This is a genomic window from Nocardia flavorosea (assembly GCF_015477805.1).
In the GTDB taxonomy this organism is placed as follows: domain Bacteria; phylum Actinomycetota; class Actinomycetes; order Mycobacteriales; family Mycobacteriaceae; genus Nocardia; species Nocardia flavorosea_A.
Window position 1 is genome coordinate 844,734 of the sequence record NZ_JADLQL010000002.1, and the last position, 15,173, is coordinate 859,906.

Below are 15,173 nucleotides of genomic sequence, written 5' to 3' on the forward strand. Positions count from 1 at the left end.
GTTCATCCACAACAATTCGATTGTGCTCACTGATCAAACATCCCACGATTGAACGGTGACCTCCCGTGACCGCCTCCTCGCCGCGACCGTCGTCCTGCTGTGGGGCGTGAACTTCCTGGCCATCCGCGTAGGACTCGACCACCTGCCCCCGTTCTTCTTCGCCGCCCTGCGCTTCGCGGTCATCGCCGTACCCGCCGTACTGCTCATCCCGCGGCCACAGGTGCGATGGCGCTGGATCCTGCTCTACGGCACCGGGTTCGGCATCCTGCAATTCGCGTTCCTGTTCACCGCGATGCGAATCGGGATGCCCACCGGGCTCGCCTCCCTGGTGCTGCAGTCCTCGGCACCGTTCACGGTGGTCCTGGGCGCGCTGTTGCTGCGGGAACGGTTGCGGCCGGTGCAGATTGCCGGGCTACTGGTCGCGGTGGCGGGGATGGCGGTGATCGGCTGGAATCAGTTCGCGCACGCCACCCTGCTGCCCGTGCTGCTCACCCTGGCCGCCGGATTCGGCTGGGCGCTGGGCAATATCGGGGCGCGTCAGGCGAGTGTCGAGGCACCCGGGAGCAATCCACTGCATCTGACCCTGTGGATCACCACGGTGCCGGTACTGCCGCTGCTGGCGATATCCGCCGTCTGGGAGGGCCCCACGACGGGTCTACAGGCCCTGCGGGAAACCTTCACCGCGGACGGCTGGCCGGCGCTGGCTGCCCTGGGCTATACGGCCGTACTGGCGACAGTGGTCGGGTCGGGTCTGTGGACCTATCTGATGAGCCGGTACCCGGCCGGAAGTGTCGCGCCGCTGTCACTGCTGGTCCCCGTGGTCGGGTTCACCACGGCATGGATATTCCTGGGCGAGACGCCCACAGTCGCGAGCCTGATCGGCGGCGCAGTGGTCATCGCCGGCGCGTTCGCGGCCACCGCCGGCGCCCGCAAACCGAGCGCCTCGCGCCGGGAAGCCCCGGAAGTCGTAACCGGCCTCGTGGACACTGCACCGCGCGACGAGACCCCACCGGGGCATCGAGCCGGCGCCGTACCACGACCGGATGGCCTCGCGATCCGATATGCCGCCCGGGAGACCGGGGCGATCCTCACCACGGACACCGGGCGTCCCGCCGAGCCCGCGGTCCGGTAGCGCCGGTTTCCGCGCCGTCGCTGCGCCGTGGACAGCGGATCCCGTTAGAGTATGGCGCAATCGTGACAGCTATCCGGATCGAGTAGTGGACACATGGCACAGCATCGGTGGCCCGCCAGGGGTACCGCAACGGTTTCTGATCAGCGGACCACCGGTTTCGGGCGCTTTTCCCGGCGCACCGTGCTCCGCGCGGCCGCCGCTGGCGCCGGGATCGCCGCCGCGGCCGCACTACCGGTAGCGTCGGCCGGCGCCGCGAAAACCCGGGTCGCGGTGCTGGGCGGCGGGGTCGCCGGCCTCACCGCGGCACACGAGCTAGCCGAACGTGGGTACGAAGTCACCGTCTACGAACGCCGGGCGCTGGGCGGAAAAGCCCGCAGTATGGGCGTACCCGGAACGGGTACCGGCGGGCGGCCCGATCTGCCGGGCGAACACGGCTTCCGCTTCTTTCCCGGTTTCTACCAGCACGTCCCCGACACCATGCGGCGGATCCCGTTCGCCGCCAATCCGAACGGCGTATGGGACAACCTGGTGGCGTCCCCCGACGCCCGCTTCTCCCGGGCCGGCGGCGACGATATCCGCGCGCCGATGAAATTCGGGGATCTTTCCACGCTGACCGCGGAAGGTATGCGGGAAAGCCTCGCCTCGGTGATCTCCACCATGCTGAAGATGCCGCCCCGGGAAGGGCTGTTCTTCGCAAACCGGCTGCTGGTGTTCAACACCAGTTGCGATGCGCGCCGCCTGGGCCAGTGGGAACGGACCTCCTGGCTCGATTTCGTGGGCGGGCACGAACGGTCACACGAATTCCGGGCGCTGGTATCCCGCACTCTGACCAGCCTGCTGGTCGCGGCCAAGGACGAACTGGCCAGTGTGCGGACCATCGGCACGATGGGTGAGCAGTTCCTCGGCAACCCGCTGCAGATCGGCTTCGACGGAGCCCTGGACCGGGTGCTCAACGGCCCCACCAACAGCGTCTGGATCGACCCCTGGGTCACGCTGCTGCGGGACCTGGGGGTGCGGTTCGAGGTCGGCGCCGAGGTCCGCGGACTCGATATCGCCGGCCGGCGGATCACCGGTGCCCGGATCGGCACCGCCGACGGCGGCGCCGAGACCGTGACAGCGGACCATTTCGTGGTCGCACTCCCCGCGGAACGCGCCCGCGACCTCTGGAACGCCGATATCCTCACCGCCTGGCCCGAGCTGGCGAAGATGAACCGGTTGTACACCGACTGGATGACCGGTATCCAGTTCTACCTGCGCCGCGGCGCCGCGCTCGGCAGCGGTCACAGCGCCTATATCGACTCGCCCTGGTCGCTCACCTCGATCGCCCAGAATGCCCTGTGGACGCGCAAACTGCCCGAATACGGCGACGGCACGGTCCAGGACTGCCTCTCGGTCGATATCTCCGACTGGAACACTCCGGGGATCCTGTTCGGCAAAACCGCCAAGGAATGCACCCACGAGGAAATCGCGCAGGAAACATGGGCGCAGATCCTCGCCCACCTCAACGATCGCGAAGAACTGCTCCGCGATACCGATCTGCATTCCTGGTTCCTCGACCCGGGTGTCACCTGGCACACCGATCGCGGCACGAACAGCAACGCCGACCCGCTGCTGATCAACACCGCCGGTTCCTGGGACGCACGCCCCGAACCCCATGGCGGGATCGAGAACCTTTTCCTGGCCGGCGACTACGTGCGCACGAATATCGACCTGGCGACCATGGAAGGCGCCAACGAATCCGCCCGGGCGGCGGTGAACGCCCTGCTCGACGCCACCGGATCGGATGCGCCGCGCTGCCGTACCTACACCCTCTACCGGGCCGTCGAACTCGAACCGCTGCGGCAAGCCGACGCCGCCGACTACGCCGCCGGGCGCTCGAACCGCTTCGATATCCAGTTCTGAATCAGCGGCTACATTCGCTACCGCCGCGCGGCCGACGGAGGCAGTCCGGACATCCGGTGGCGGGGCGCAGCGGTCCGGCAGATCGGCGCCGAACGGCCCGGACCTGCGTCCGCGGCGATATCCGGACAGCTTCGTGCGCACTCGGCTCCCTGCGCTCGAATCCCCGGGGCCGAGACGGCGCGAGGCAGGTCACGGCAGGTCGTACCGGATCGTCCCGGCCGGATACCGGCTCCCCGCGGGCGCACGATGTCACCAGGATGTGAACTCAACCGCGCCGAATGAGAGCGGGCGCCGCGGATCATTAGACTGCCCGGCGTGGCAGATATCTCGGTGCGGGGGCGACTAGCCCTCGGAGTGGCCGACGCGGCGGCGTGGGCATCGCGCAAGGCGGGCCGTGGCAATGGTTCGATGATCGGCGGCCTGCTCGCCCTGCGCATCGACCCCAAGATCATGAAGCAGCTCGGCCGCGGGCGGCGCACCGTGCTGATCACCGGCACCAACGGAAAGTCCACCACCACCCGGATGACCACCGCCGCGCTGAGCACGCTCGGTGACATCGCCACCCAAGCCGACGGCGCCAATATGGACGCCGGGATCGTCTCGGCGCTCAATGCGCACCGCGACGCAGCGCTGGCCGCCATCGAAGTGGACGAACTGCACCTGCCGCATATCACCGATTCGCTGAAACCCGAGGCGGTCGTGCTGCTCAACCTCAGCCGCGACCAGCTGGACCGGGTCGGCGAGATCAACATGATCGAACGCCGGCTGCGCTCGGGCCTGGCCCGGCACCCGGACACCGTCGTCATCGCCAACTGCGACGATGTACTGGTCACCTCGATCGCCTACGACCACCCCAATGTCATCTGGGTCGCGGCGGGCGGCGGCTGGGCAATGGACGCCACCAGCTGCCCGCGCAGCGGGGAACCCATCCTGTGGGATGGCCCGCACTGGCACAGCACCGGCACCGATTTCGCCCGGCCCCAACCGGATTGGTGGCTCGACGGTGACAAACTCTGCGGACCCGACGGTGTCCGGATGCCGCTGCGGTTGGCGCTGCCCGGCCGCGCCAACCGAGGCAACGCCGCACAGGCGGTGGCCGCCGCCGTCGCCATGGGCGCCGACGCGGAACAGGCATGCGCCGCCACCGGCACCGTGCAGGAGATCGCGGGCCGGTACCGCACCGTGCAGGTCGGCGAACATGCCGCCCGGCTGCTACTCGCCAAGAACCCGGCCGGCTGGCAGGAAGCGCTGTCGATGATCGACCACAGCGCCGCGGGCCTGGTGATCGCGGTGAACGGCCAGGTCCCCGACGGCGAGGATCTCTCCTGGCTCTGGGATGTGCGATTCGAACATTTCGAAGACGTCCATGTGGTGGCCGCCGGCGAACGCGCCACCGATCTGGCAGTGCGCCTGACCTACGCCGGGGTCGCCCACACCACCGTGCCGGACCCGGTCCGCGCGATCGCCTCCTGCCCGGCCGGGCAGGTCGAAGTACTGGCCAACTACACGGCATTCCGCGATCTGAACCGTGACCTCCGGGAGCGCAACCGATGAGCGAATCGACCGTCCGGATCGGGCTGGTACTGCCCGACGTGATGGGCACCTACGGCGACGGCGGCAACGCCGTGGTACTGCGGCAGCGGCTGCGCTGGCGCGATATCGACGCCGAAATCGTGGAGATCACCCTGCCCGACCCCGTACCGGACTCCCTGGACATCTACACCCTGGGCGGCGCCGAAGATTCCGCGCAGCGCCTGGCCACTCGTCACCTGCTGCGCTACCCCGGCCTGCAGACCGCGGCCGGCCGCGGCGCCCCGGTACTGGCGATCTGCGCGGCGATCCAGGTACTCGGCCGGTGGTACGAAACCTCCAGCGGCGAACGCGTAGAGGGAGTCGGCCTGCTGGACGCCACCACCACCCCGCAGCAAACCCGCGCGATCGGCGAGGTGACCACCGCGCCACTGCTGTCCGGGCTGTCCGCCCCGCTCACCGGCTTCGAGAACCACCGCGGCGGTACCGCCCTGGGCCCCGACGCCACCGGTCTGGCGCGAGTGACCCGCGGCGTGGGCAACGGGGTCGGAGACGGCCTGGAAGGTGTGGTGCAGGGGGCGGTGCTCGGCACCTACATGCACGGCCCCGCTCTGGCCCGCAACCCCGAACTCGCCGATCACCTGCTCTGCCGGGCCCTCGGTGTGGACTCGTTACCACCCTTGGATCTCCCCGAAGTGGAGCAGCTCCGCCGGGAACGCCTGCGTGTTTGATTGCCTCCGCTTCGGGTGGAGCAGCGAAACCCCGACGAGTTACGGCCAACGCGAACGGATGCAACCAACGGCGCCGAGTTCAGCGAGGTCCTGAAAGGTTTCGGCCCGCGTGGTCGCCGAGGGGGCCGAAACCCGCGCGCGCCGGCGCGCCATACACACTGTGTGGGTGAGCTACGACCATATGCTGCTGCCGTCCGGTGTTGCCGCTACACCTGCCGAGGTCGATGCGTACTTCGCTACACAGGAGGGGCGAGCGGAAACCGCCGCGGTGACGGCGCTGGCGGCCGAGTTGACCGACCGTAATGCCGAACTTCCCGAGGCGGACAGTTTTCTGAGCGCGCCCGTGGGCGGGGTGCCGTACGGGGCGGCGCTGCATATCGCCAGCCCTTACGATGCGATCGGTTTCGTCCGTAATCTGGTTTTCGAACTGGCGACACCACGCGATTACGCGGTATACGACCCACAGCTGGCCTGGCTGATGGACCCGGCGGGCCATATCCCCGTCACCGTTACGCACGGTGGCGCGGGGGAATTCCCTTATCTGACCGAAACCCTGGCCTATTTCTGGATCCGCGAACTGGCCGACCCGAACCCGTATCTGATCGTGGAACGGGAGCCGCAGGTCTATATCCAGACCTACCGCAGTTCGGAGCAGGATTTCACCCTCGAATACCGCGACGGCGGCCCGGACCGGCATTTCACCACACAAGTCCAGGGACCGGACACCGTCGCCCAGCTGATCTGGGGCTGGACCCGCGGCAACCGGGAACGGCTCGACCAGCTGTCCTGGGAACGGCTGGATATATAAAGCCGGCGACCCGCCGCAACCGCCGGCTCGGTTCGCGCCGAGCCCCTCGATGCAGCGAGGCCCGAAAACCCGCGATGCCGCAGGCTCCGCAAATATTACAGCTTGCGGCGGCCGGAGAATGCCCGGCCGAGAGTCAATTCGTCGGCGAATTCCAGGTCGCCGCCCATGGGTAGCCCGGAGGCGAGGCGGGTGACAGTGAGTCCTGGGAAGTCGCGCAGCATGCGCACCAGGTAGGTCGCGGTTGCCTCGCCTTCGGTGTTCGGGTCGGTGGCGATGATGACCTCGGTGACATCCACCCCGTCGTCCTGGTTACCGATCCGGGTCAGCAGTTCCCGGATCCGCAACTGTTCGGGGCCCACACCGCTCAACGGGTCCAGTGCGCCGCCCAGCACGTGGTAGCGGCCGCGGAATTCGCGGGTGCGCTCGATCGCCGGAACGTCTTTGGGCTCTTCGACCACGCAGATCATGCTGCGGTCCCGGCGCGGGTCCGCGCAGATCCGGCAGAGTTCACCGTCGGCGACGGTGCCGCACTGTGCGCAGAACCGCACCCCGTCGCGGATCTTCTGCAACACCGCCTGGAGCCGGTCGATCTCCGGCGGTTCCACCTGCAGCAGGTGGAAGGCGATCCGCTGGGCGCTCTTGGGGCCGACGCCCGGCAGTTTGCCCAGTTCGTCGATGAGATCCTGAACCGGACCCTCGTACACCGCGATCCTCGCTACGGCTCAGAAGCCGGGCAGGCCCGGCGCACCGCCGCCGCCGGCCAGCGGGCCCAGCCGCTCGGCGGCCAACTGCTGGGCGTTGGCCATCGCCTGGTTGATCGCACCGATCACCAGATCCTGCAGCGTCTCCACATCCTCGGGATCCACCGCCTTGGGGTCGATATTCAGCGACACGATCTCACCGGTCGCCTTGATCACTACCTTGACCAGGCCATTTCCTGCCTGCCCCTCGACTTCGGCAGCAGCGATTTCGGCCTGCGCCGCCATCATCTGCTCCTGCATCTGCTGGGCCTGCTGGAGCAACTGCTGCATATCGAACTGACCATCGGGCTGCACGGCATTCCTCTCTACGGACGAGTCGTGATTCAGCCTAGTAGTCCCGGCCATCCGCCCACACCACCCCGCGCCGACTGCGCCACGCCGTACGCCACGGGAGAGCCGATTCTTGTCGGTGGGTCGTTGGATGATGCGCGCGACCACTCGTTCGAGGACAGGAAGAGAACATGGCCCCGACCATCGCCGCTACCACTTACGACTGTGCGGACGCCGCCGCGCTGGCGGGTTTCTACGCGCGGCTACTGGACCAGCCGCTGGACCCGGATGCCAGCGAGTTCGTCGCCACCGTCGGGGCCGGATCCGGGATGACCCCGGCGTTGATGTTCCTGCAGGTCCCGGATCGAACCCCGGGCAAGAATTCGGTCCACCTGGATCTCGCGGCCACCGATTTGGCGGCCGAGGTCGAGCGGGCGGTGGCGCTGGGGGCGAAGCATATCGGCGATTTCGACGAGCACGGCTTCCGCTGGGCCACGCTGGCCGATCCGGAGGGCAATCTCTTCGATATCGCCGTTCACTCCTGAGCGGGAGGTATCCGGCTGCGGCTGCCACGGTGGCCGGAACTGCTCGGTAGCGGCCGGCCCGCCGCGGGTGACCGTCACGCGGTTGCGTGCCCGTCACCCGCGGCCGGATAGGCGTCTCAGGCGAGTTCGCGTTTCAGGTTGGCCAGCACCTCGGCCTGGATCTTGCGCAGGCCCAGCGGGGCGAAAATGCCCTCGAAGATGCCGGCGATCCCGCCGGCGCCCTGCCAGGTGGTTTCCAGGGTCACGGTCGAACCGGAACCGGCCGGGGTGACTTTCCAGGTGTTGACCAGTGTGGAGTTGGCGTCCTTCTCGGTGACCACGGTATCGGCCACGGAAACATGGGCGCGGATATTGCGGACTCGTTTTTCGGTGGCCTGCAGGGTCCATTCGGCCACGGTGCCGTCACCCTGGCCGCCCTCCACCACCTTGTAGTCGCGGTAGTTCGCGGAATGAATCTTCGGCCGCATCTCCGTGTAGTCGGCGATGGCCGCCAGCGTGCGCTGCGGATCCGCCCCGACCTCGATCGAACTGCCGGCCTTGACCTGTCCCACTTGAACACTCCTTATACGGATGGGTTCTGACAGCCCCATCCTGCCCTGTTCCGCCCGCAGCCGCCCCGTCGCCCCGGAAATTACGGACAAACGTCATAAAGCCGACCAAATAACGAACTCGCCCGAAATACTCGCGCGCGCCGGCTGCCAACAACACAGATTTGTGACATTTCAATCGTGATGATCCCCCCGCGCTGGCCGACCAAGACCATGTAGGGCTAGCGTCTAGACGTGGCTATGAGTCTGTTGGGGAAGGCCGGCCACGGTCCGGCCGCATATGAATCCGGGTTCGCCGCATATCGGGCAGGTGTCGACCGCCTGCTCGCGAGCTACCGTGCGATCCCCGCCGATGCCGATGTGCGTCTGGCCAAGAAGACCTCGAATCTGTTCCGCGCACGGGCGAAGAACACCGCACCCGGACTGGACGTCTCGGGACTGACCCGGGTGATCGAGGTGGATCCGCAGGCGAAAACCGCCGAGGTCGCGGGGATGACCACCTACGAGGACCTGGTGGCCGCCACCCTTCCCTACGGGTTGGCCCCGCTGGTGGTGCCGCAGCTCAAGACGATCACCCTGGGCGGCGCGGTGACCGGGCTCGGTATCGAATCCAGTTCCTTCCGCAGCGGCCTGCCGCACGAATCGGTGCTGGAAATGGAGGTGCTCACCGGAGCGGGCGATATCGTCACCATCACCCCGGACGGACCGGACGCCGATCTGTTCCGCGGTTTCCCGAACTCCTACGGAACCCTGGGCTACACCACTCGCTTGAAGATCGAATTGGAATCGGTGCTGCCCTACGTGGCGTTGCGGCATCTGCGATTCCACGATCTGCGCGAGCTCGAAGCCACCCTGGACCGGATCGTGCTGGAGCGCAGCTACGACGGCGAAGCCGTCGATTACCTCGACGGTGTGGTGTTCAGCGCCGGGGAAAGCTATCTGACGCTGGGGCGGCAGACCGATGAACCCGGTCCCGTCAGCGATTACACCGATATGGATATCTACTACCGGTCCATCCAGCACAACGGCCGGGAGCCGAAACGGGACCGTCTCACCATCCACGATTACCTGTGGCGCTGGGATACCGACTGGTTCTGGTGTTCGCGCGCCTTCGGTACGCAGAATCCGAATATCCGCCGTTTCTGGCCGAAACGCTACCGTCGCAGCAGCTTCTACTGGAAACTCATCGCCCTCGATCACCGCTACAACATCGGCGACAAACTCGAGGCGCGTAAAGGCAATCCACCGCAGGAGCGTGTGGTTCAAGATATCGAGGTCCCGGTGGAGCGCACCGCGGATTTCATGGAATGGTTTCTGCGCGAAATCCCTATCGAACCCGTGTGGCTGTGCCCGCTGCGGCTGCGCGATACCGGCGCCGCGGCCGGCACCCAGCCGTGGCCGCTGTATCCGCTGCGGACCGGCCGCACCTACGTGAACATAGGCTTCTGGTCGGCGGTTCCGAAATCGCCCGGCCGGATAGACGGCGCGGCAAATCGCGCCATCGAGAAAACCGTCACCGATTTCGACGGACACAAATCCCTGTACTCGGATTCCTATTATGAACCCGAGGAGTTTGCCGCCCGCTACGGCGGTGAGAGATACAAAGAATTGAAGAAACGCTACGATCCCGACCAGCGTCTGCTGGATCTGTATTCGAAGGCGGTGCAACGCAGATGACCACATTCAAGGACAGATCCGATGCTTTCGCGGATCTGGGTACCCGGCTCAGTATCGCCGAAGTCGTCGAGACCTTGGTCGACGGCGATGTTCCCATCAAGCTGACCGCCTACGACGGCAGCACCACCGGCCCGGTGGACTCCGATTTCGCGCTCGATATCCGTAACCCGCGCGGCATCAACTATCTCGCCAACGCGCCGGGCGATCTCGGTCTGGCGCGCGCCTACATCGCCGGGGATATGGAAGCGGCGGGTGTGCATCCCGGCGATCCCTACGAGATCCTCGCGGCGATGACGGACCTGAAGTTCAAACGTCCGTCGGCGCTGTCGCTGGTGGCGATCGCCCGCTCGCTGGGCTGGGAGCGGCTGCGCCCGGTACCGCCACCGCCGCAGGAGACGGTGCCCCGCTGGCGCCGGATCGCCATGGAGGGCCTACGGCATTCCAAGGCCCGCGATGCCGAGGTCATCCACCATCACTACGACGTCTCGAACACCTTCTACGAGTATGTGCTGGGTCCTTCCATGACCTACACCTGCGCGTGTTACGGCGAGCGGGACTGGACGCTGGAGCAGGCGCAGGAGAACAAGTACCGGCTGGTCTTCGAGAAGCTCCGGTTGTCCGAAGGCGACCGACTGCTCGATATCGGCTGCGGTTGGGGCGGCATGGTGCGCTACGCCGCCAAACGCGGAGTCCGCGTCATCGGCGCGACCCTCTCGGCCGAACAGGCCGCATGGGCGCAGAAGAAGATCGCGGAGGAAGGGCTGAGCGATCTCGCCGAGGTCCGGCATTCGGATTACCGCGATGTGCCCGAGGGGCAGTTCGACGCGCTGTCCTCGATCGGGCTCACCGAACATATCGGGGTCCACAACTACCCGTCCTATTTCCGGTTCATCCAGAGCAAACTGCGCGACGGCGGTTTGTTCCTGAACCACTGCATCACCCGGCCGGACAACACCCGCGCGACGAAGGCAGGCGATTTCATCGACCGCTATGTCTTCCCCGACGGTGAACTCATCGGCTCGGGCCGCATCATCAGCGATATCCAGAACGTCGGACTCGAGGTCCTGCACGAGGAGAACCTGCGCGAACACTATGCGCTGACACTCACGGAATGGTGCAAGAACCTGGTGGCCAACTGGGATGCCTGTGTCGCCGAAGCCGGTGAGGGCACCGCGAAGGTGTGGGGTCTGTACATGGCGGGCAGCCGGCTGGGTTTCGAGCGCAATGTGGTGCAGCTGCACCAGGTGCTCGGAGTGAAGCTGGGCAGCTCCGGGAAGCCGGAGGTGCCGCTGCGGCCCTGGTGGCAGCCCTAGGCCCACCCGCGCCGGATCAGCTCAGCAGCTCATCCAGGAAACGGATCTGGACACGGTTCTCACCCAGCGTGCGGACCGTGTCCGTTCCGTCCGGGGTGGACAGTGGCAGATCGTCCCGCAGGACCCGCAGGATCTCCAGTACCGCCGGTCCCGCATCGAGCAGCGGCCGGGTCCAGCCGAGTTCGCCGCAGGTGGTGACCACCGGCGCCAGTAGCGCGGCCGCCTCCCCGACCCAGCCCGCGGCGGCCAGGGATTCGGCGAGCAGCAGCGAGATGTCCAGGTCGGCTCGGGGCCGGCCCTGGTCCCGCGTGCGGCCCTGGAGCGCCCGCGCATGCCGGGCCGCGCGTTCGTGCTCCTGCTGGGAACCGCCGGCCAGCAGCGCCCGGATGGTGGCGATCTCGCCTGCCTCCATATCCAGGACCGAGGGTGCGACCAGCGGCTCGGATGCCCGGCGGGATTCGACGATGCTCCCGGCAACGGCCGCGGTGCTCTCCGGACCGCGATCGGGTGCCACCAGGCCCAGCCGGAACTGCTCGGCCCGGATCTGGGCGGCCAGCCGGGTCAGTTGATGGTCGGCGGCGATTCGCGCGCCCTCTCCCAGCCGCACCGCAGCCGCCGGTAGATCACCGCGTAGTGCCTTCACCCGGGCGCCGGTAACGATGGTGGCGATCAAGGATTCGATCGGCCCGACCCGGGCAACCAGCTGGTAGGACTCGTCGAACAGTTCCTCGGCCGCGGCCAGCTCGCCGCGCCGGTATTCGAGTTCACCCAGCAGTCCGGCGGCCGCCCGGACCCCGTGCGAACGCGGGCCCGCCCGCATCTGAGCCGTTTTGTATGCCTGCTGGTAGGCACTCAACGCGACCGCGATATCGAGCTGCTCGTAGGCGATGAGACCCCGGCCGCACCAGGCGAAGATCTCTCCGAGCGGCTCCCGGGACCGTTCCTGATACGGTCGCGCCCACTCCAGCATTTCGCTCGCCGCCCGGAAGTCGAATTCGCAGATTCGCACGTAGGCGTGGATATTGGCGGCTGTGGCGACCGTCCAGGCAGGCAGTTCGTCGGGATGGCCCAGTGATTCGGCGACCTGCTCGAGTACCCCCGCGGAGCGGTCGTGCGAGATCTCGTCGGCGGCGGCGAGCACATCGGCCTGGCAACGCTGTTTCCGCACCTCCCCGTCGCCATCCGGGCTCCGGGACAGCACATTCGACAGCCGATTCAGCGCCGAGCGGGCGGCGGCGGACTGTTGCAGATTGACATTGGCCCGTGCGACCGCCATCAACAACTTCGAACGCGACGCCACCTGCTGGACGGGAAGTTTGGACACCGATCCGAGCAGCGTCGCAACCCGCGAGCCGTCGATCAGATCCATACCGCCGTTCTCGAGCAGATCCAGCGCCGTTTTGAAATCGGTTCCGGCCAGCGAATGGTCCACCGCGCGGCGCAACAGCTGGTGTTCGGCGTACCAGCGCGCCGCCCGGCGATGCAGGGTTTTCACCCGGCCCGGATCCGTTCGGTCCAGCCGGGCACGCAGATACTCGGCGAACAGCGGCTGCATCTGGAACCACTCCGGTTCGTCATCGGCGCGCCGCAGGAACAGCTCCCGTCGCTCGGCCTGTTCCAGCAGCCGCGGCGCTTCGGAATTCCCGGTGAGCGCGATGGCCAGCGAACCGTTCGCCTGTTCGGCCACCGCGATCACGGCGAGAAAGTCGAGCATTTCGGGTTCGAGGGCGTCCAGCACGTTCTCGGCCAGATATTCACGAATACCGTGTCCGCCCTCGGACAGCCGTTCCACCAGGCTCGCCGGGTCCGGATCGTCGCGCAGCGCGAGACTGATCAACTGGATCGCGGCCGGCCAGCCGTCGGTGGCGGTGTACAGCCGGTCCAGCTGCTCGTCGTCGAGAGCGAAACCGTTGCGGCGGACCAGGATTTCCCCTGCCTCGGCCCGGGTGAACCGCAGCTGCGCGGAATCGACTTGCACCAGTTCGTCGTTCATCCGCATCCGGCCGACCGGAAGTTCCGAGGGATCACGACTGGTCACCACGAGCCGCAGATGGTGGCAGCCACTGCCCAGCAGACTCGACAGCACCTTTTTCGCACCGGGGTCGGTCAGCCGATGCCAATCGTCGATGATCACCACCACCGGTTCCCCGCTGGTATGCAGTTCGGTGATCAGGCTGGAGACCGCGATGGTGACCGAATCCGCGGGCCGCTCCTCGAGCATCTGCCCCAGCCCGGCGCCGATATCGGGCCGCACCCGGTGAATGGCCTCGATGAGGTGGGCAAGGAACCAGACCTCGTGGTCGTCACCGCTGTCGATGCCGATCCAGGCGACCGGCAGACCGAATCCCTCGAGTTCGTCGCGCCACTGCGCCGCAAGCACGCTCTTGCCGAAACCGGCGGGAGCGTGGATCACGGTGAGCCGGCGTTCCACACCGGTGCGCAGCACTTCCAGCAGCCGTGGCCGGCGCACCGGCTCGCGGGGCGGCGTCGGCGGCCGGAACTTCGTGGCCGGGCTCGGCGGCAGGGTGGTCGGGGAGCGCGGACGCGTACCGTCGGCAATCGCCTGCCGCCCGGAGGTGCTGCCGCGGGGCCCGGTCTCGCCGGTGGACTTGCGCGGGCCCGAGCCGGTGGCGCTCATCCAACCGGAAGCCGTCGGCGGCAGCAGGGGCCAGCTGCGGCGGGCGGTCACCGCGGGCGGCTGCCGGTCGTGTGCCGGCGGTCCCGTCTCCACGGCGGTGATCTCGGGGTCCAGTAACGCCATATCATCCGGGACCTGTCCGTGCGCTATCTGCACCTCCCGCAACATCTCACCGAACTCGTAGGCAGAGGCCGGACGATCCCGCGGATCCTGCGCCATCGCCTGTTCGATCGCGTCGGCCACATCGGCGGGTATGTCCTGTTCACGCAGATCGGGCACGGGTTGTGTGGTGATCCGCAGGAATTGCGCGACCACCCGCTCGCCGGCCTGCCGCTCGAATGCCGCATGGCCGGTGAGCAGGGCGAACAGAGTCGCGCCCAGACCGTAGACATCGGACCGTACGGTGGGCTCGTCGCCCTTGAGTACCTCGGGCGCGGTGAACGCCGGCGACCCGGTGATCTGGCTGTCGGAAGTACGGAAACCGCCGGGCATCCGGGCGATCCCGAAATCGGTGAGTTGCGGTTCGCCGTACGAACTGAGCAGCACATTGGCCGGTTTCACATCGCGGTGCAGAATCCTGGTCCGGTGCGCGCTCTCGATCGCCCCGGCCAGCTTCACCCCGGCGCGCAGGGTATCGGCCCAGCTCAACGGTCCGAGATCGTGCACGAGACGTTCCAGCGATCCGTGGGTGGCGAACGGCATCACAATGAACGGCAGGCCCCCGGCGGTCACATCCACCTGCAGGATGTCGACAATATTCGGATGCCCGGACAGCCGGCCCATGGCGTGCTCCTCGCGCAGGAATCGTTCCCGGCTCTCCGGGTCCAGATCCGACGAGAGCACCTTCACCGCGACCACCCGGTCCAGTGCCCGTTGCACACACCGGTATACGACGCCGAACCCGCCGCGGCCGATCTCCTGGGCCTCGGTGAGCCCCATAGCGGCCAGATCTTCCACGATATGCTCCGGTTCGGCACCCGCGGCCTCCGGACCCGGCCCGGGAACCGCCATGGTGGGCTCGGGGCCACCGGAATCGGAACCACCGAGATCGGGGTCGGCCACTGGTTCGGGGCCACCGAGACGCGGCTCGGCCACAGGCTCGGCACCGTTACGAACGGCACTACCGGATTCCTGGAGTTCCCGGGCGCCGGGCCGCGCCGCCGACTGCTCGGGCGTACCGCTTTCCGACCCAGCGCTTTCCGGCTCCGCGGCCGGCGTGGCGTAAGCGTCCTCCGATTCGCGGCCCGGCGGGCCCGAACGCGTTCGTGGAATCATCTCACCACCTCGCACTCGTAACGAACCGGCTGCGGTGGAGTAC

Annotated in this window: 12 protein-coding genes; 8 read left to right on the forward strand and 4 right to left on the reverse strand. The window is 67.4% G+C overall.

Annotation, left to right across the window (positions count from 1 at the left end):
• The first annotated feature begins 55 nt into the window (after window positions 1–55).
• The 5 genes from IU448_RS12835 (at window position 56) to IU448_RS12855 (ending at window position 6,103) form a co-directional block, all read left to right on the forward strand.
• Complete coding sequence (locus tag IU448_RS12835; RefSeq protein ID WP_195055757.1) at window positions 56–1,132, forward strand: EamA family transporter; 1,077 nt, start codon at window positions 56–58, stop codon at window positions 1,130–1,132.
• Window positions 1,133–1,225: 93 nt separating this feature from the next.
• Entirely contained in the window at window positions 1,226–3,034 is a 1,809-nt protein-coding gene (locus tag IU448_RS12840) for a hydroxysqualene dehydroxylase (protein WP_195055758.1), read from the forward strand.
• Between the two features lie 315 nt (window positions 3,035–3,349).
• Entirely contained in the window at window positions 3,350–4,588 is a 1,239-nt protein-coding gene (locus tag IU448_RS12845) for a MurT ligase domain-containing protein (protein ID WP_195055759.1), read from the forward strand.
• On the forward strand, window positions 4,585–5,295 hold the full coding sequence (locus IU448_RS12850) for a type 1 glutamine amidotransferase (RefSeq protein WP_195055760.1): 711 nt from the start codon (window positions 4,585–4,587) through the stop codon (window positions 5,293–5,295). The genes IU448_RS12845 and IU448_RS12850 overlap by 4 nt, the downstream gene beginning before the upstream one ends.
• A 166-nt stretch (window positions 5,296–5,461) precedes the next feature.
• Window positions 5,462–6,103 (forward strand): hypothetical protein, encoded by a 642-nt coding sequence (locus IU448_RS12855; protein WP_195055761.1) that lies wholly within the window; start codon window positions 5,462–5,464, stop codon window positions 6,101–6,103.
• A 95-nt stretch (window positions 6,104–6,198) separates the two neighbouring features.
• Here IU448_RS12855 and recR read toward each other — a convergent pair whose 3' ends face one another.
• Together recR and IU448_RS12865 are read right to left on the reverse strand one after the other, a co-directional pair.
• Window positions 6,199–6,807 carry a recombination mediator RecR gene (recR, locus tag IU448_RS12860; RefSeq protein ID WP_195055762.1) on the reverse strand — a complete coding sequence of 203 codons (609 nt, stop codon included), beginning with the start codon at window positions 6,805–6,807 and terminating at the stop codon, window positions 6,199–6,201.
• A gap of 18 nt (window positions 6,808–6,825) precedes the next feature.
• Window positions 6,826–7,158 (reverse strand): YbaB/EbfC family nucleoid-associated protein, encoded by a 333-nt coding sequence (locus IU448_RS12865; RefSeq protein ID WP_195055763.1) that lies wholly within the window; start codon window positions 7,156–7,158, stop codon window positions 6,826–6,828.
• Window positions 7,159–7,325: 167 nt separating this feature from the next.
• Here IU448_RS12865 and IU448_RS12870 point away from each other — a divergent pair, with 167 nt between their 5' ends.
• Window positions 7,326–7,679, forward strand: coding sequence for a VOC family protein (locus tag IU448_RS12870; protein ID WP_195055764.1), 354 nt, complete (start codon window positions 7,326–7,328; stop codon window positions 7,677–7,679).
• Window positions 7,680–7,795: 116 nt separating this feature from the next.
• On the opposite strand, the gene IU448_RS12875 is transcribed toward IU448_RS12870, so the two are convergent.
• Window positions 7,796–8,230, reverse strand: a complete 435-nt coding sequence (locus IU448_RS12875; RefSeq protein ID WP_195055765.1) for an SRPBCC family protein — start codon at window positions 8,228–8,230, stop codon at window positions 7,796–7,798.
• Between the two features lie 237 nt (window positions 8,231–8,467).
• Here IU448_RS12875 and IU448_RS12880 point away from each other — a divergent pair, with 237 nt between their 5' ends.
• Together IU448_RS12880 and IU448_RS12885 are read left to right on the forward strand one after the other, a co-directional pair.
• Complete coding sequence (locus tag IU448_RS12880) at window positions 8,468–9,904, forward strand: FAD-binding oxidoreductase (protein ID WP_195056284.1); 1,437 nt, start codon at window positions 8,468–8,470, stop codon at window positions 9,902–9,904.
• Window positions 9,901–11,217: a class I SAM-dependent methyltransferase gene (locus IU448_RS12885; protein ID WP_195055766.1), complete on the forward strand. Its 1,317-nt coding sequence runs from the start codon at window positions 9,901–9,903 to the stop codon at window positions 11,215–11,217. The genes IU448_RS12880 and IU448_RS12885 overlap by 4 nt, the downstream gene beginning before the upstream one ends.
• 16 nt (window positions 11,218–11,233) lie before the next feature.
• On the opposite strand, the gene IU448_RS12890 is transcribed toward IU448_RS12885, so the two are convergent.
• On the reverse strand, window positions 11,234–14,866 hold the full coding sequence (locus tag IU448_RS12890; RefSeq protein WP_228813041.1) for a serine/threonine-protein kinase: 3,633 nt from the start codon (window positions 14,864–14,866) through the stop codon (window positions 11,234–11,236).
• Window positions 14,867–15,173: the final 307 nt, after the last annotated feature.